The following is a 16,836-nucleotide window of genomic DNA, read 5'->3' as shown; positions in this document are numbered from 1 at the left end:
GCATGGCCGGGACCGCGGTGCTCGACGTCAACAATGTCGAGGTCGTCTACAACAGGACGGTGCAGGTGCTGCGCGGCCTGTCGCTGCGCGTGCCGCAGGGGCAGATCGTCGCCCTGCTCGGCTCGAACGGTGCCGGCAAGTCGACCCTGCTCAAGGCCGTCTCGAACCTGCTCGCGCTCGAGGATGGCGCCGTCACCGGCGGCGCCATCCATTTCCAGGGCGACGACATAGCGAGCCTTGCCCCGCACGGCCTCGTCCGGCGCGGCCTGTTCCATGTCATGGAGGGGCGGCGCATCTTCGAGGACCTGACGGTCGAGGAGAATCTCACCGCCGCGACCTTCGCGCTGACCGGGCGCAAGCTGCCGGCGGCGGATTTCGATCTGGTCTACAGCTACCTTCCGCGTCTGCACGAGCGCCGAAAGGGGCTGGCGGGCTATCTCTCCGGCGGCGAGCAGCAGATGCTCGCCATCGGGCGAGCTTTGATCGCCAGGCCCTCGCTGATCCTGCTCGACGAACCCTCGCTTGGCCTCGCGCCGAAGCTGGTCGAGGAAATCTTCACGATCATCGCCCGGATCAATGCCGAGCAGGGCGTCTCGATGCTGCTGGTCGAGCAGAACGCCGCGGTCGCCTTCGCGGTCGCGAATTACGGCTACATCCTCGAAATGGGCAAGGTCGTGATCGACGGCCCGGTCGAGAAGCTGGTCCGCGACCAGGATGTGCGCGAATTCTATCTCGGCCTCGGCGGCGCCGGGGGCGAGCGCAGCTATCGCGATATCAAGCATTACAAGCGCCGCAAGCGCTGGCTTTCGTGAGGTCGGCAACGATGCGCGAGCTTCCCAATCTCACCCTGCCGCAGATGCTGCGCGAGAATGCGCGGGCGATGCCCGAGCGCGTCGCTCTCAGGCAGAAGGATTTCGGCATCTGGCTGCCGATCAGCTGGGCCGAATATGACCGCCGCGCCCGGCATTTCGGGCTCGGCCTGCGCGCGCTCGGCCTCGCCGAAGGCGGGCATGTCGGCATCCTCTCCGAGAACCGGGCCGAATGGGTGGTCGCCCAGCTCGGCGCCGGGATGGTCGGGGCGGTCGCGGTCGGCGTCTATGCGACGAGCCCGGCCAACGAGGTCGCCTATGTGCTGGGGCACGCGGAAGTCGAGGTCGTGGTCTGCGAGGACCAAGAGCAGGCCGACAAGGTGCTGGAGCGGCTGGAGGAGCTGCCGCGGCTGAAGCGGATCGTGGTGATCGACCCCAAGGGGCTGCGGCACTACGGTTCGGAGCTGATCACGTCCTTCGCCGATGTGCTGAAGAGCGGTGCGGAATACGAGACCGCGCATCCCGGCCTGGTCGAGGCCTGCCTTGCCGCCCAGACCCCGGCCGATATCGGCCTGATGGTCTACACCTCCGGCTCGACCGGCAAGCCGAAGGGCGCGATGCTGAGCTACCGCAACATGCGGGCCCAGGCTGCCGGCGTCGTCGAACGGCTCGGCTACGATGCCGACACCACCAACCTGTCCTATCTGCCGCTCTGCCATGTCGCCGAGCAGATGCTGAGCACGATGGCGCCGATCTATTCCGGCTCCTGCGTCTCCTTCGGCGAGTCGATCCGTACCGTGCAGGAAGACCTGCGCGAGATCGCGCCGAGCCTGTTCCTCGGCGTGCCGCGGATCTGGGAGAAGCTGCACGCTGCGATCCACATCAAGCTGATGGAGGCCGGCGGCTGGCGCCGGCGCCTGTTCGAGGCGGGCCTTGCCGCCTGCGAGCCCTTCGCCACCAAGCCGCCGGCTGCACGCAGCCTGCGCGAGAAGGCGGTCGCCGGCTTCTACCATCTCGTCATCTTCCGGGCGCTGCAGAACTTCATCGGCCTGCGCAAGGTGAAGGTCGCGCTGACCGGCGCCGCGCCGATCCCGCCGCGGATCGTGCAGTTCTTCCGCACGCTCGGCGTTCCGCTCGTCGAGGTCTATGGCCTTACCGAGACTTCCGGAATGTCCGTCGGCCAGCGCCGTGAACGCCTGCTGCCCAGTTCGGTCGGCGAGGCCGTCGCCGGCGCCGAGCTGAAGCTGGGCGCCGAGGGCGAGCTCCTGCTGCGCGGCGACATCGTCTTCGAGGGCTATTTCCGCAATCCCGAGGCGACGGCGGCCGTGCTGCGCGATGGCTGGCTGCACACTGGCGACGTCGCCGCGATCGAGGACGGCCAGACAAGGATCGTCGACCGGCTGAAGGACATCATGATCACCGCCGGCGGCAAGAACCTCAGCCCGTCCGAGATCGAGAACACGGTGAAGGGCAGCGCCTTCATCAAGGAGTGTATCGTCGTCGCCGATGGCCGGCGCTATCCCTCGGCGCTGATTCAGATCGACGGCGAAACCGTCGGCAAATGGGCCGAGGAGAACCGCATCGCCTTCACCCATTTCCGCAGCCTCGCCGAGCATAGCCGCGTGCGCGAGCTGGTCGCCGCCGAGATCGAGCGGGCCAATGCCCAGCTCGCGCCGGTCGCGCAGCTCAAGCGCTTCCACCTCCTCGTCAAGGAACTCGACCATGACGATGACGAGGTCACCGCGACGATGAAGGTGCGCCGGGCCAACATCGCGAAGAAATACGCCGCCGAGATCGAAGGGCTGTACAAGCCCGAGCGGCAGGCCGAATCCGCCTGAAGGAGCAGTTTCATGAGCCGACATGTCGTCATCACCGCGGGCGTCCGCACCGCTATCGGCACCTTTGGCGGGGCGCTGTCCGGCCATGCGCCGTCGCAGCTCGGCGCGCTCGTCGTCGGCGAGGCGCTGAGCCGCGCCGGCCTGCCCGCTGCCGAGGTCGGCCATGTCGTCTTCGGCAATGTCATCCTGACCGAATCGAAGGATGCGTACCTTGCCCGCGTCGCGGCGATCGAGGCCGGGATTCCGGTCGAGATCCCCGCGATGACGCTGAACCGGCTCTGCGGCTCGGGCGTGCAGGCGATCATCTCGGCAGCGCAGGCGATCATGCTCGGCGATTGCGAAGCCGCCGTCGCCGGCGGCGCCGAGACGATGAGCCGGGCGCCGCATCTGCTCGCTACCGCCCGCTTCGGCCAGCGCATGGGCGATGCGGTCGTCGCCGACCATCTGACCGGCGTGCTGACCGACCCGTTCGGCAACGGTATCATGGGCATCACGGCGGAGAACGTCGCCGAGCGCTACGGCATCGACCGCGGAGCGCAGGACGCCTTCGCCGCCGAAAGCCAGCGCCGCGCGGCCGAGGCGATCGCTGCCGGCCGCTTCAAGGAGCAGATCCTGCCGGTCGAAGTCCGCAAGGGCCGGGACACGATCAGCTTCGATACCGACGAGCATCCCAAGCCCGCGACGACAGCGGAGTCGCTGAAGGGGCTGCGACCGACCTTCAAGAAGGACGGCACAGTCACCCCCGGTAATGCATCCGGCATCAATGACGGCGCTGCAGCCATGGTGCTGATGGAGGAGGGCCGCGCCGGCCGCGAGGGCAAGCCGGTGCTGGCGCGCCTCGTCGGCTACGCCCATGCCGGCGTCGAGCCGGGCGTGATGGGCATCGGCCCGGTCCCAGCGGTGCAGGCGCTGCTCAAGCGCACCGGGCTCGCCCTCGGCGATTTCGACGTGATCGAGTCGAACGAGGCCTTCGCCGCCCAGGCCTGCGCGGTCGCCAAGGAACTCGGCTTCGACCCGGCCAGGGTCAACCCGAATGGCGGGGCGATCGCGCTCGGCCATCCCGTCGGTGCGACGGGCGCGATCATTACCCTCAAAGCCGCCTATGAGCTCCAGCGCACCGGCGGTCGCTACGGGCTCATCACGATGTGCATCGGCGGCGGTCAGGGCATCGCGCTGGCCATCGAGCGGGCCTGAGCCGGATGGCGGCGCCACTCTGGAAAACGCAGGCGCAGCGCGAGCAGGAGCGCGCGCTGAAGCGCGAGGCCGTGCTGCGGGCTGCGGCGCGCGCCTTCAGCGAGCAGGGGTTTCACCGGACCTCGCTCGACGATGTCGCAGAACGGCTCAACGTCACCAAGCCGACCATCTACCATTACGTCCGCAGCAAGGACGAGATCCTGTTCGAATGCGTGCGGATCGGGCTGGAGCGGCTCGATTCCGCTTCGGCCTCCGCCGAGGCGCAGCGCGGCGGCGGCTGCGGGCTCGACCGGCTGATCGTGCTCTGGACCGAATATGCGCGGATCGTCACCGAGGATTTCGGACGCTGCCTCATCCTGGTCGGCGAGGACCCGTTGCCGGCCGAGACGCGCAAGGAGCTGCGCGCCCTCAAGGGCAAGATCGACAAGCGTTTCCGCGGACTGATCGAGCAGGGGATAGCCGACGGCTCGATCCAGCCCTGCGATTCCAAGCTGCTCGCCTTCGCTGCGGCTGGCGCGCTGAGCTGGATCGCCCGCTGGCACGACCCGGCGGGCTCCTTGCCGGTCGACGAGATCGCCCGGCAGACGATCGGCTTCTTCGTCAACGGCATCGGGCTGAATGGCGCGGGAGCGGGGCGCAGCCGCCATGCCGGGCAGCACGCGAGCGCGGTCTAAACGGGCGCTTCGCCCTGCCTGGATCGTGGACTTTTCGAGCCGTATGACGGCTTGGCGCGGCGGCACGCTCTCCCCGCGGCTAAAATTCTAGATTGATTGACATCAATTACGCGTGTTCCCGAACACCGCATTGAGGCGGGCGACGGCCAGGGTCGTTGCTAAAGCGTCTTACGCTGGCGATAGTGCAGTGCGGCAAGCTGCTGCGACGCTCCGACGTACAAGCCCTGTGGCGCGTAGGGAAAAGCGATATGACCGGCCCCTTCTCGGTGAACCCGTCCGCCGGTGCCAAGGCGGAAGCGCTGTTTCGCTCCGATCTCGGCGACTATCTGATCGATGTCGCCCAGCGCAATGTCCTGATGCTCGATGTGCTGCGAAGGCGCGGCGACAATTATCTCGAGCATGTGGCGATGATCGCCCCTCATGTCCTGGGCTTCAGCTTCGAGCCCGTGATGAGCGGCCGCAACCTGCCGCGCCCGGTGAACTACTGGCTGGTCCGGATCGTTCCGCCGGAGGGCGTCGTCACCAACGAGGCGTCTCGCCCCTTCATCGTCGTCGATCCGCGCGCCGGCCATGGGCCGGGGATCGGCGGGATGAAACCGGACAGCGAGATCGGCGCGGCGCTCGCAGCCGGCCATCCCTGCTATTTCATCGGCTTCCTGCCGGATCCGGTGCCGGGCCAGACGATCGAGGATGTCGGCTGCGCCGAGGCCGCCTTCATCGAGGCCGTGATCAAGCGCCATCCCGATTATCCCGGCAAACCCTGCGTCATCGGCAACTGCCAGGCCGGCTGGGCCGTGCTCGGGCTCGCCGCCGCCCGCCCCGATCTGATGGGGCCGATCATGGCGGCGGGCGCGCCGCTGGCCTATTGGAACGGCAAGGACGGCCTCAACCCGATGCGCTATTCGGGCGGCATGCTCGGCGGCTCCTGGCTGGCCTCGCTGACGGGCGATCTCGGCGCCGGCATCTTCGACGGAGCCTATCTCGTCCAGAATTTCGAGAGGCTGAACCCGGCCAATACCTGGTGGGGCAAGCTCTACGATGTCTGGTCGCAGGTCGACACCGAGGCCGAGCGTTTTCTCTCCTTCGAGAAATGGTGGGGCGGCCATGTGCTGCTCAACCGCGAGGAGATCGAGTTCATCGTCGAGGAGCTCTTCGTCGGCAACAAGCTGACCAAGGGCGAGGTCAGGCTGTCCTCCGGCAAGACGATCGATCTGCGCGAGGTCACCTCGCCGATCGTGGTGTTCTGCTCCTGGGGCGACAACATCACCCCGCCGCAGCAGGCGCTGGGCTGGGTCACCGATCTCTATGCCAGCGATCTTGCCCTGATCGCGGCCGAGCAGACCATCGTCTACTGCATCCACCCGCAGGCTGGCCATCTCGGCGTGTTCGTCTCGAGCTCGGTTGCAAGGAAGGAGCACACCGAGCTCACCGAGAACATGGACCTGATCGACATCCTGCCCCCGGGGTTGTGGGAGGCGGTGATCACCCCGCGCGAGCCCGGGCAGGACTATGCCGACCTCGCCGCCGGCAAGCATGTGCTGCGCTTCGAGCCGCGCAAGCTCGACGACATCCGGGCATTGGGGCTGAACACGGCCGAGGATGACCGGCGTTTCGCGACCGTTGCAAAGCTCTCGGAGATCAATGCCGATCTCTACAAGACCTGGCTGCGTCCCTGGGTGAAGGCCGTCGCCAACGCGCCTTCCGCGGAATTGTCGCGCCGGCTCAATCCGCTGCGCTCGCAATTCGAGGCGTTCTCGCACAACAACCCGTTCCTGCGCGGCGTTCCGGCCTTGGCGGAGCAGGTCCGCCGCAATCGCCGCCCAGCGGCTGCCGGCAATCCGTTCCTGGCCTGGCAGCAGATGGCTTCGCAGAACGTCGCCGCTTCGCTGGACCTGTTCCGTGACATCCGCGATTCCGCGACCGAACTCCTGTTCAAGCAGGTCTATGGCTGGCCGGCCCTGCAGCAGGCGCTCGGCGTCAGCGACGAGACGGCGCGGCCCGTGCCGGCCGACCGCGAACGCGGCGTCGCCGAGCTGGAGGCCGGGCTTGCCGGCTTGCGCCAGCGGGTCAGCGATATCGATGCGAACATTGCCGTGCTGCGTGCCTTCATGTTCGTCCTGGCGGCAGGCAAGAGCCTGGACGAGCGCATCTTCGCCGCTCTTCGGCGCCTGCAGAAAAAGCACCAGAGCCTGGAAGGCACGACGCTCTGGCAGTTCAAGGCCAAGGTCCGGGAGCAGTTCTTCATGCTGCGCTTCGACCGGGAGGAGGCTGTCGCCGCGATCGCGCGCGTTCTGCAGAAGCAGGCGCCGCCGATCTCGCTGGAGGAGTTCCACGGCATCCTGACCGCTGCCGGCCCGCTAGAAGGGGAAGCGCTCGCCCGCTACGAACGCGTCAGCAGGATGTTCCCGGATCACGCGCCGGGGCGCGAGCCACCGGCGCCGGCGGCGGGAACGCCGCCCCCGACGGTTCGCGCAGCTCCGCCCAAGCCGGCAGCGCAGCGGCGCAGGCCCGGCACCGGAACGCGCCGTCGTACCGCCCCGCAGAAGTGAGCCCAACGATGGCCCAGACCTCCACGCTCGCCGCCGAAGCCGGTCAGCCCCGGCGCTCCGCTGCCAATGGCGACAAGTATGAGCGCCTGATCGCCAAGGCGCGCGAGATCCCGCCGGCATTGACCGCGGTCGCGCATCCCTGCGACGAAGCCTCGCTGAGGGGCGCGCTCGACGCGGCGGCGCAAGGCTTGATCACGCCGATCCTCGTCGGCCCCACCGGCCGGATCATCGCGACCGCGAAGCAGGCCGGCCTCGACATCGCCGGCTTCGAGATCGTCGACACCCCGCACAGCCATGCCTCGGCGGCCAAGGCGGTCGAGCTGGTGCATGCCGGCAAGGCGGCGCTGCTGATGAAGGGCAGCCTGCACACCGACGAATTGCTGGCCGAGGTGACCAACAAGGAGACCGGGCTGCGGACGGGCCGGCGCATCAGCCATGTCTTCATCATGGACGTGCCGACCTATGCCGAGCCGCTCTTCATCACCGACGCCGCGGTCAACATCTTCCCCGATCTCGAAGCCAAGCGCGACATCATCCAGAACGCGATCGACCTGCATGTCGGGCTCGGGCTCGGTACGCCGCGGGTCGCGATCCTGTCGGCGGTCGAGACCGTGACGACCAAGATTCCGAGCACGCTCGAGGCGGCGGCCCTCTGCAAGATGGCCGATCGTGGCCAGATCTGCGGCGGCCTGCTCGACGGGCCGCTCGCCCTCGACAATGCGATCAGCCCGGAAGCCGCCAGCATCAAGGGCATCGTCTCGCCGGTCGCGGGCAAGGCCCAGATCCTGGTGGTGCCGGATCTCGAAGCCGGCAACATGCTGGCGAAGAACCTGACCTTCCTGTCGGGCGCCGATGCCGCCGGCATCGTGCTCGGCGCGCGCGTACCGATCATCCTGACCAGCCGTGCCGATAATGTCCGCACCCGGCTGGCCTCCTGCGCCGTCGCCGGGCTCTATGCCCATGCGCTGGCCCAGACGCGTCCGATCGGAGGCTAGGCGGTGAGCGAGGTCCTGTTCGTCGTCAATGCCGGCAGTTCGAGCATCAAGTTCAAGCTCTACCGGGTGGTCGGCGAGGATATCGCGCTGGTCTTCGGCGGTGCCGTTGATGGCATCGGGACGAGGCCTCGGCTCAAAGCGAAGGACCATGCCGGCGAGACACTGATCGAGCGTAGCTACGCCGCGGATGAGGTCGCGAACTCCTCACAGGCGCAGCGCATCATCGCCGACTGGGTCGGCGGCGAGATGAAGGACGCGCAGCTCATCGGCATCGGCCACCGCGTCGTCCATGGCGGCCCGGTCTACTCCGCGCCGGTGCTGGTCGACGACGCCGTGATGCGGACGCTGGAGACCTTCATCCCGCTGGCGCCGCTGCACCAGCTCAGCAATCTCGACCCGATCCGCGTGCTGCGCGAACGCCGGCCCGATCTCCCCCAGGTCGCCTGTTTCGATACCGCCTTCCATCGCGGCCATCCCGAGTTGTCGGACCGCTTCGCCCTGCCGCGCGGGCTCTATGACGAGGGTGTCCGGCGCTACGGCTTCCACGGCCTCTCCTACGAGTACGTTTCGCAGGCGCTGCGCGGCATCGCGTCGGAGATCGCCGAAAAGCGCGTGATCATCGCCCATCTCGGCTCCGGCGCCTCGGTCTGTGCCCTCGAGGGCGGCCGCAGCATCGAGACGACGATGGGCTTCACCGCGCTTGACGGCTTGCCGATGGGGACGCGGTCCGGCTCGCTCGACCCCGGCGTCGTGCTGCATCTGATCGAGCAGAAGGGCATGAGCCCGGCCGAGGTCGGGCATATGCTCTATCATGAGAGCGGGCTGCGCGGCCTGTCCGGGATCAGCAATGATGTCCGGGCGCTGCTCGAGAGCGACCGGCCGGAAGCGGCGATGGCGATCGACTTCTTCAGCCTGCGTGTGGCGCAGGCCTTCGCCAGCCTCTCGGTCTCGCTCGGCGGCTTCGACGCGCTCGTCTTCACCGCTGGCGTCGGCGAGAATGCCCATCAGGTCCGCCGCAATGTGGTCGAACGCCTGCATTGGGCCGGGTTGGCGCTCGATGACGGGGCTAACAGCCGCAACGACCGCCGGATCGAGGCCAGCGACAGCCGCGTTCCGATCCTCGTCGTCCCGACGGATGAAGAACGCATGATCGGCCAGCACACGCTACGCCTCTTGCGGCAACCGAAACTCGCAGCCGGTCTCGCCGCTCGGCCGTAGGATTGGATGACGAAGCAGGCCGGGGCCCCGCGCCGGCCCGAGCTCGGAGAACGAAAATGAGATTCGCAGGCTTATCGACCGCGACGGCCCTGGCCGTGACGCTCCTGACCTTCGGCAGCGTCATGACCCCGGTTTCTCACGACGTCTCGCTGAGCACCTCGGCGCAGGCCCAGTCGCGGATCAAGGAGTTCCTGCAGCGCCTGCGCAGCGGTTCACTGCCCGCCGGCATCGCCAAGTCGAACGGTCGTATCGAGGCGACGCAAATCGACGTCGCGGCGAAATATGCCGGGCGCCTGTCGCAGGTGCTGGTCAATGAGGGCGACGACGTCACCGCCGGGCAGGTCGTCGCGAAGATCTCCTCGCCGGAATACGAGGCGCAATTGCGCGGCGCGCAATCGCAGGTGCTGAAGGCCAAGCAGGGGCTGGCCGAGGCGAACGCCCTGATCGTCCAGCGCAAGAGCGAGATCACCCTCGCCCAGGCCGAGCTGGAGCGCGGCCAGCAGCTCGTCGACAAGGGCTATCTGACCCGCCAGACCTTCGACCAGCGCGTCGCCAAGGCCGACACGGCGAAGGCAGCGCTCGTGGCGGCGGAGGCCCAGCGCGACCAGGCTGCGTTCGCCATCAAGAGCGCTGAGGCCGAGGTCGACCGGATCGAGGCCGTGCTGGTCGACATGACCCTGGTCGCCCCGCGCAGCGGGCGCGTGCAGTACCAGCTCGCCCGGGCCGGCGAGGTCGTCGGCGCCGGCGCGCGCATCCTGACGCTGCTCGATCTCAGCGATGTCTACATGACAATCTATCTGCCGGCCGCCCAGGCCGGGCTGCTGGCGCTCGGCGACGAGGCGCGGATCACCGTCGACCCGCTGCCGAACTACGTCATCCCCGCCAATGTCAGCTTCGTCGCGGCCGATGCGCAGTTCACGCCGAAGAGCGTCGAGACCGCGGATGAGCGCGAGAAGCTGATGTTCCGCGTCAAGCTGCAGATCGATCCGCGCGTGCTGAAGAAATACCACCGGCAGGCCAAGACCGGCGTGCGCGGCATGGGCTTCGTTCGCACCAGCGCCTCGATCCAGTGGCCCGAAGACCTCAGCGTGAAGCTCCCCTGATGAGCGACGGTTACATTGCCAGGGTCGAGAACGTCTCGCACCGCTACGGCAAGACGGTCGCGCTCGACGACGTCTCGATCGCGTTCCCAGCGCGCCGCATGGTCGGCGTCATCGGTCCCGACGGCGTCGGCAAATCGGCGCTGCTCGCTCTGGTCGCCGGGGTCCGCCAGATCCAGACCGGCGTCGTCACGGTCTTCGATGGCGACATGGCCGACAAGGCGCATCGTGAGCAGCAGGGCGCGCGCATCGCTTATATGCCGCAGGGCCTCGGCCGCAATCTCTATCCGACGCTGAGTGTCTTCGAGAATATCGACTTCCATGGACGGCTGTTCGGCCAGGGCGAGGCCGAACGGCGACGGCGCATCGACGAATTGCTGCAGGCGACGGGGCTCGACCCGTTCGAGGACCGGCCGGCCGGCAAGCTCTCGGGCGGCATGAAGCAGAAGCTCAGCCTGTGCTGCGCCCTGATCCACGATCCCGATCTCCTGATCCTCGACGAGCCGACCACCGGCGTCGATCCGCTCTCGCGCGGCCAGTTCTGGGACCTGATCAACACGATCCGCGGCAGGCGTCCTCAGATGAGCGTCATCGTCGCGACCGCCTATATGGACGAGGCCGAGCGCTTCGACTGGCTCGCCGCCATGGACGACGGCAAGGTGATCGCCTCCGGGCCGGTCGGCGAAATCCTTGCGAAGACCGGGCAGAAATCGCTGGAGGCGGCGTTCATCGCGCTGCTGCCCGAGGCGAAGCGGGCGCATCATCAGGAGGTGGTCGTGCGACCGCGCCCGGCCAGCGACAGCGATGTGCCGGCGATCGAGGCCGAGGGGCTGACCCGCCGCTTCGGCGATTTCACCGCCGTCGACCATGTCAGCTTCCGGATCCAGCGCGGCGAGATCTTCGGCTTCCTCGGCTCGAATGGCTGCGGCAAGTCGACGGTGATGAAGATGCTCACCGGCCTGCTGCCGGCGAGCGAGGGCACGGCCAAATTGTTCGGCAAGCCGATGGGCTCGAACGATATGGAGACGAGGCGGAACGTCGGATACATGTCGCAGGCCTTCTCGCTCTATACCGAGCTGACGGTCCGCCAGAACCTCGAGCTGCACGCCAAGCTCTACCATCTCCCGAGCGAGGAGATCGAAGGCCGCATCGCCGAGCTGCTCGAGCGCTACGATCTCAAGGACGTGGTCGATGCCCGTCCCGACAGCCTGCCGCTCGGCATCAAGCAGCGCCTGCAGCTCGCCGTCGCGGTGCTGCACCGACCGGCCATGCTGATCCTCGACGAGCCGACCTCGGGCGTCGACCCGATCGCGCGCGACGCCTTCTGGCGCACGCTGATCGACCTCTCGCGCGATGACGGCGTCACGATCTTCCTCTCGACCCATTTCATGAACGAGGCGGAGCGCTGCGACCGGATCTCGCTGATGCATGCCGGCAAGGTGCTCGCCGTTGGCACGCCGGAGGAGCTGGTCAAGGAACGGGGCAGTGCCTCGCTGGAGGACACCTTCGTCGACTATCTCGCCGAGGCTGCCGGCATCGACCGCGCAGCCAAGACGGAGGCGCCCGATCCGAACGCTCCGATGCCGGCGCCCGAGCCGATCCGCCCGCCGCGCCGCTTCGATCCCAAGCGGCTCTGGGCCTATTCGCGGCGTGAGACGATGGAGCTCTTGCGCGATCCGATCCGGCTCGCCTTCGCCTTCCTCGGCCCGCTCGTCCTGATGATCGCCTTCGGATTCGGCATCTCCTTCGATGTCGAGAACCTGCGCTTCTCTGCGCTCGACCACGACAACACGCCCGAAAGCCGGCAACTGATCGAAGCCTTCTCCGGCTCGCGCTACTTCGACGAGCGCCCGCCACTACGCAGCTCCGGCGAACTCGACCAGCGCCTGCGCACCGGCGAATTGCAGCTCGCCATCGAGATCCCGCCGGGCTTCGGGCGCGACCTGCAATCGGGCCGGAAGCCCGAGGTCGCGGTCTGGCTAGACGGGGCGATGCCGTTCCGCGCCGAGACCACCAAGGGCTATGTCACCGGGCTCGCCGCGCAATACGCCAAGGAATGGCTGGTCCAGAACAGCACCGGCACGAGCGCGGCCAGCCTGATCAATATCGAGACGCGCTTCCGCTACAACCAGGCCTTCAAGAGCGTGAATGCCATGGTGCCGAGCGTGATCATGCTGATGCTGATCCTGATCCCGGCGATCATGTCGGCTATCGCGGTGGTGCGCGAGAAGGAGACCGGCTCGATCGCCAATTTCCAGTCGACGCCGATCACGAAGTTCGAGTTCCTGTTCGGAAAGCAGCTGCCCTATATCGCGATCGCGATGATCAGCTTCGTGCTGCTGGTGCTCCTCGCGCTGTTCCTGTTCGGCGTGCCGATCAAGGGCTCGGTCGCGCTGCTGGCCCTGGGAACGCTGCTCTACGTCACGGCGACAACCGGCTTCGGCCAGCTGATCTCGACCTTCACCAAGACGCAGGTCTCGGCTGTGTTCGCGACCGCGATCCTCTCGATCATCCCGGCGGTGAACTTCTCGGGGCTGCTCGTCCCCGTCGCCTCGCTCTCGGGGGGGGCGCGGCTGATCGGGCTCGGCTTCCCGACGGCCTGGTACCAGCCGATCAGCGTCGGTGCCTTCACCAAGGGGCTGGGCTTCGACGACCTCGCCTTCAACCTTGTGATGCTCGCGGGCTTCGGGCTGCTCTTCCTCGCGCTATCGCAGCTGCTGCTGCGCAAGCAGGAGCTCTGAGATGAGCGCCGAAACCTCCAGGGCGACCCCGGCTCCGGCCCAGCGGCCGCTCTCCGGTCTGCGTGTCCATCTGGCGAATATCTGGCAGCTGGTGATCAAGGAGCTGCGCAGCATCCGCGCCGATCCGGTGATGCTGATTCTCCTGGTCTATTCCTTCAGCATTGCCGTCTACACGGTGGCGACCGGTGCCTCGACCGAGGCGAAGAACCTCTCGGTCGGTATCGTCGACGAGGATCGCTCGGACCTCTCCCGCCAGATCCGCAACGCGCTGAACCCGCCGCTGTTCAAGAGCGCGGTGCTGATCAGCGCGCGCGAGATCGACGAGGAGATGGACCATGGCAGGCTGGTCTTCGTGCTGGAGATCCCGCCATCCTTCCAGGCCGATCTGCTCTCCGGCCGGCGCGCTTCGGTGCAGCTCAATGTCGACGCCACCGCGATGACGCAGGCCGGCAACGGCGCGGTCTATATCCAGTCGATCATCGCTCAGGAGGTGACGAACTTCCTGGCCGGCCGCGAGACGGTGACCAGCGCCCCGGTCAATGTGGTGATCCGCGCCAAGTTCAATCCGAACCTGGATTCCGCCTGGTTCACCTCGGTGATGCAGGTGATCAACAGCATCACCTTGCTGACGGTGATCCTGACCGGCGCCGCCCTGATCCGCGAGCGCGAGCAGGGCACGGTCGAGCATCTCCTGGTGATGCCGGTGGTGCCGACCGAGATCATGCTGGCGAAGATCATCGCCAACGGGCTCGTCATCCTGGTCGCGGCCGGGCTGTCGCTGGCGCTCGTCGTGCAATGGTGGCTGCAAGTGCCGATCGCCGGCTCGTTGACGCTCTTCCTGGCCGGTGCCGGGCTCTATGTCTTCGCCGTCGCAGCGCTCGGCATCATGCTCGGCACGCTCGCGACCACGATGGGGCAGTTCGGGCTGCTCGCCATCCCGATCCTGGTGCTGATGCAGCTGCTCTCTGGTTCGAGCACGCCGATGGAGAGCATGCCGGTCTGGCTGCAATATACCATGCAGGTGATCAGCCCGACGCCGCATTTCGTGGCCTTCGCGCAGGGGGTGCTCTATCGCGGCGCCGGGCTTTCGGTGGTCTGGCTGCAGCTCGTCGCGCTGATCGTCATCGGTGGCGTCTACTTCACCTACGCGCTCAGCCGTTTCCGCCGCGTGATCTTCGGAGACTGATCTCATGACGCCGATCGGTGAACTCGTCCGTGGCAAGAAGGGTCTGATCGTCGGCATCGCCAATGAAGGCAGCATAGCCTTCGGCTGCGGAAGGGTGCTGCACCGGCTTGGTGCCGAACTCGCCGTGACCTATCTCAACGCCAAGGCCGAGAAATGGGTCAGGCCGCTCGCCGAGGAACTCGCCAGCCCGATCATCATGCCGCTCGATGTCGAGGTCCCCGGCGAGCTCGACGCGGTGTTCGCGGCGATCGCACGGCAATGGGGCAAGCTCGACTTCGTCATCCATTCGATCGCGTTCGCCCCGCGTGACGACCTGCATGGCCGTGTCGTCGACGTCTCGCGCGAGGGCTTCGAGCAGGCGATGCGGGTGTCCTGCTACTCGCTGATCGAGATGGCGCGCGCCGCCGAGCCGCTGATGGCGGCGGGCGGCACGATCCTGACGATGAGCTATTACGGCGCCGAGAAGGTGCTCGATAACTACAACATCATGGGACCGGTGAAGGCCGCGCTCGAGAGCACGACGCGCTATCTCGCCCATGAGCTCGGCCAGAAGGGCATCCGCCTGCATGCGCTCTCGCCGGGCCCGCTGAAGACGCGCGCCGCCGGCGGCATCGCCGGTTTCGACGAATTGCTGTCTCAGGCCGCCGCCCGGGCGCCGCAGGGGCGCGTCGTCACCATCGACGAGGTCGGGCAGGTCGCCGCCTTCCTGATCAGCGACGCGGCCACGGGCATGACCGGCAACACGATCTATGTCGATGCCGGCTACCACATCATGGGGTAGGGCATCGGACCGAAAGTGGGACGCACTTTTCGGATCAACCCGATGCTCCGGCAAAGCGATCGGCCGCCGTCTCAGCCGAGGCGGTAAGGCAGGATGCCGCGCTCCCAGGGGTCGACGATCACGGCGCGGTCGAGCGGCGGCATGGCGCGCTGCGGGCAGCCCGGCCGCTCGCAGAGCCGGCAGTTGATCCCGATCTCGGCGATCTTGCCGCTGCTACGGATGGCATCGGCGTAGATCAGCTCGTCGGCATAGGCCATCTCGCAACCGATACCGATGGCATAGCGCGAGCGCACGGCGTCGAAGCGCGACTCGCCCTTGCTGATCGCCCGCGCGATCGAGAGGTATTGCCGGCCATCCGGCATTTCCGCCCGCTGCACCAGAAAGCGGTCCGGCATCTCGAAGGCCTCGTGGATGTTCCAGATCGGGCAGGCGCCGCCATAGCGGGCGAACTGAAAGCGCGTCGCGCTATGACGCTTTGTGATGTTGCCGGCACGGTCGACGCGCAGGAAGTACATCGGGACGCCTTCCTGCCCGGAACGCTGAAGCGTCGAGAGGCGATGGCAGACCTGTTCCAGGCTGGCGCCGAAGCGGATCGCGAGGCGCTCGACGTCGTGCCGCATCCGGCGGGCCTCGTCGCGAAAGGCGCCATAGGGCATGGTCAGCGCGCCCGCGAAGTAGTTGGAGAGGGCGGCCGAGCAGACGAGCGCGCTGTCGCGGTTGAGGAAGCCGGCCTGCTCGACGATGGCGTCCGCTGTCTCGCCATGAGTGAGCCGGGCGACATGGCGGGCGAGGGCGAAGACCTGGCTGGAGACCGGCAGCGCCTCGTTCAGCGTGATCCTGCCGGCTTCGCGCTCCAGCCGGCTCTGGGCGGGATGGCTGTCGGGCGGGCATTCGACGACGCCGAGCCCGTGCTCGCTGGCGAGATAGGTTTCCATGCGCTGGCGCGGATCGCCGGGGATCTCGGAAATCCGCGTCGCCAGCGCCTCGGCGGCGAGGTCGAGCGCATCGACGTAATTGCCGATGAAATGGAAATAGTCGCGGACCTCGTCGAAGGCCGAGATCGGCCGGCGCGGCTGCGAAGGCTCGGGATGCACGGCCTCGTCGAGGGAGCGGTAGCGCGCCTCGAGGCTCTGGTACTGCGCGTGCAAGTCGAGCAGGGCCCGGCCGATCTGCGGCATCTGGACGGCGGCGGTACGGAGTTCGCGCGGATTGACCTCGATCGCGGCAAAGAGCGGGTCCGCCAGCGTCTCGCGCAGATTGGCTGCGAGGCGGTCGCCGAGATCGTCGGTGAAGATCGAGAGATTGACCCTGAAGACGCGGGCGAGGTCGACCACCATCGTGCCGGACAGGCTGCGCTGGCTCGCCTCGATCTGGCTGAGATAGCTCGGCGAGATGTTGAGGCGCCGCGCCAGTTCGAGCTGGGTCCAGTCGCGTTCCTCGCGCAATCTGCGAATGGTCGCGCCGGCGAAGAGCTTGCGTCTCAACTTTTCAGTTGGCGAACTTGTTAATTTTGCCATTTCGCAATTTTGCACAAAATCCCTTGCCGTCACAAGGCGCACGACGGATAGGGCAGGCGAGGGAGACGGCCATGCAAGACATCCTGAACGATCTCGAAACCCGCCGCGCGGGGGCCCGTCTTGGTGGCGGGGAGCGGCGGATTTCGGCGCAGCATGGGCGCGGCAAGCTGACGGCGCGCGAGCGGATCGAGCTTCTGCTCGACAAGGACTCCTTCGAGGAGTTCGACATGTTCG

13 protein-coding genes are annotated in these 16,836 nt (G+C 67.3%); 12 read left to right on the top strand and 1 reads right to left on the bottom strand.

Annotated features, from left to right (window positions below):
- Nucleotides 1-2: 2 nt before the first annotated feature.
- The 11 genes from AC1REK_RS24955 (at nt 3) to fabI (ending at nt 15,085) form a co-directional block, all read left to right on the top strand.
- Nucleotides 3-812, top strand: a complete 810-nt coding sequence (locus AC1REK_RS24955) for an ABC transporter ATP-binding protein (protein WP_492269846.1) — start codon at nt 3-5, stop codon at nt 810-812.
- 11 nt (nt 813-823) lie between these two features.
- Nucleotides 824-2,647, top strand: coding sequence for an AMP-dependent synthetase/ligase (locus tag AC1REK_RS24950; RefSeq protein ID WP_492269845.1), 1,824 nt, complete (start codon nt 824-826; stop codon nt 2,645-2,647).
- A gap of 12 nt (nt 2,648-2,659) precedes the next feature.
- On the top strand, nt 2,660-3,841 hold the full coding sequence (gene bktB, locus AC1REK_RS24945) for a beta-ketothiolase BktB (RefSeq protein ID WP_492269844.1): 1,182 nt from the start codon (nt 2,660-2,662) through the stop codon (nt 3,839-3,841).
- Between the two features lie 5 nt (nt 3,842-3,846).
- The gene (locus AC1REK_RS24940; protein ID WP_316020235.1) at nt 3,847-4,515 is read left to right on the top strand and encodes a TetR/AcrR family transcriptional regulator; all 669 of its coding nucleotides are present in this window, start codon (nt 3,847-3,849) and stop codon (nt 4,513-4,515) included.
- Nucleotides 4,516-4,763: 248 nt separating this feature from the next.
- Entirely contained in the window at nt 4,764-7,064 is a 2,301-nt protein-coding gene (locus AC1REK_RS24935; protein WP_492269843.1) for a DUF3141 domain-containing protein, read from the top strand.
- Between the two features lie 8 nt (nt 7,065-7,072).
- Nucleotides 7,073-8,059: a phosphate acetyltransferase gene (locus AC1REK_RS24930; RefSeq protein WP_492269842.1), complete on the top strand. Its 987-nt coding sequence runs from the start codon at nt 7,073-7,075 to the stop codon at nt 8,057-8,059.
- Nucleotides 8,060-8,062: 3 nt separating this feature from the next.
- Nucleotides 8,063-9,277 (top strand): acetate/propionate family kinase, encoded by a 1,215-nt coding sequence (locus AC1REK_RS24925; RefSeq protein WP_492269841.1) that lies wholly within the window; start codon nt 8,063-8,065, stop codon nt 9,275-9,277.
- A 122-nt stretch (nt 9,278-9,399) separates the two neighbouring features.
- Nucleotides 9,400-10,380 (top strand): HlyD family secretion protein, encoded by a 981-nt coding sequence (locus AC1REK_RS24920; RefSeq protein WP_316020257.1) that lies wholly within the window; start codon nt 9,400-9,402, stop codon nt 10,378-10,380.
- Nucleotides 10,380-13,118: a ribosome-associated ATPase/putative transporter RbbA gene (gene rbbA / locus AC1REK_RS24915; protein WP_327521798.1), complete on the top strand. Its 2,739-nt coding sequence runs from the start codon at nt 10,380-10,382 to the stop codon at nt 13,116-13,118. Before AC1REK_RS24920 ends, rbbA begins: the two co-directional genes overlap by 1 nt.
- Nucleotide 13,119: 1 nt before the next feature.
- Nucleotides 13,120-14,304 (top strand): ABC transporter permease, encoded by a 1,185-nt coding sequence (locus AC1REK_RS24910; protein WP_492269840.1) that lies wholly within the window; start codon nt 13,120-13,122, stop codon nt 14,302-14,304.
- Nucleotides 14,305-14,308: 4 nt separating this feature from the next.
- Nucleotides 14,309-15,085 carry an enoyl-ACP reductase FabI gene (fabI, locus tag AC1REK_RS24905; RefSeq protein WP_492269839.1) on the top strand — a complete coding sequence of 259 codons (777 nt, stop codon included), beginning with the start codon at nt 14,309-14,311 and terminating at the stop codon, nt 15,083-15,085.
- Nucleotides 15,086-15,156: 71 nt separating this feature from the next.
- On the opposite strand, the gene AC1REK_RS24900 is transcribed toward fabI, so the two are convergent.
- Entirely contained in the window at nt 15,157-16,569 is a 1,413-nt protein-coding gene (locus tag AC1REK_RS24900; protein WP_492269838.1) for a short-chain fatty acyl-CoA regulator family protein, read from the bottom strand.
- 104 nt (nt 16,570-16,673) lie between these two features.
- On the opposite strand from AC1REK_RS24900, the gene AC1REK_RS24895 reads away from it, so the two are divergent.
- Nucleotides 16,674-16,836, top strand: a 163-nt coding sequence (locus tag AC1REK_RS24895) for a carboxyl transferase domain-containing protein (protein WP_492270081.1), incomplete at its 3' end; no start/stop codon positions are given.

This window comes from Allobosea sp. GW823-FHT02B03, from assembly GCF_058797755.1.
This window is presented reverse-complemented; position numbering and strand designations above follow the sequence as displayed.

What these genes read in the sequence shown, in the direction of transcription:
- AC1REK_RS24930 (WP_492269842.1), top strand. Translation starts at nt 7,073, where the DNA reads ATGGCCCAGACCTCCACGCTCGCCGCCGAAGCCGGTCAGCCCCGGCGC.
- AC1REK_RS24950 (WP_492269845.1), top strand. Translation starts at nt 824, where the DNA reads ATGCGCGAGCTTCCCAATCTCACCCTGCCGCAGATGCTGCGCGAGAAT.
- AC1REK_RS24955 (WP_492269846.1), top strand. Translation starts at nt 3, where the DNA reads ATGGCCGGGACCGCGGTGCTCGACGTCAACAATGTCGAGGTCGTCTAC.
- AC1REK_RS24910 (WP_492269840.1), top strand. Translation starts at nt 13,120, where the DNA reads ATGAGCGCCGAAACCTCCAGGGCGACCCCGGCTCCGGCCCAGCGGCCG.
- bktB (WP_492269844.1), top strand. Translation starts at nt 2,660, where the DNA reads ATGAGCCGACATGTCGTCATCACCGCGGGCGTCCGCACCGCTATCGGC.
- fabI (WP_492269839.1), top strand. Translation starts at nt 14,309, where the DNA reads ATGACGCCGATCGGTGAACTCGTCCGTGGCAAGAAGGGTCTGATCGTC.
- AC1REK_RS24920 (WP_316020257.1), top strand. Translation starts at nt 9,400, where the DNA reads ATGACCCCGGTTTCTCACGACGTCTCGCTGAGCACCTCGGCGCAGGCC.
- AC1REK_RS24940 (WP_316020235.1), top strand. Translation starts at nt 3,847, where the DNA reads ATGGCGGCGCCACTCTGGAAAACGCAGGCGCAGCGCGAGCAGGAGCGC.
- rbbA (WP_327521798.1), top strand. Translation starts at nt 10,380, where the DNA reads ATGAGCGACGGTTACATTGCCAGGGTCGAGAACGTCTCGCACCGCTAC.
- AC1REK_RS24935 (WP_492269843.1), top strand. Translation starts at nt 4,764, where the DNA reads ATGACCGGCCCCTTCTCGGTGAACCCGTCCGCCGGTGCCAAGGCGGAA.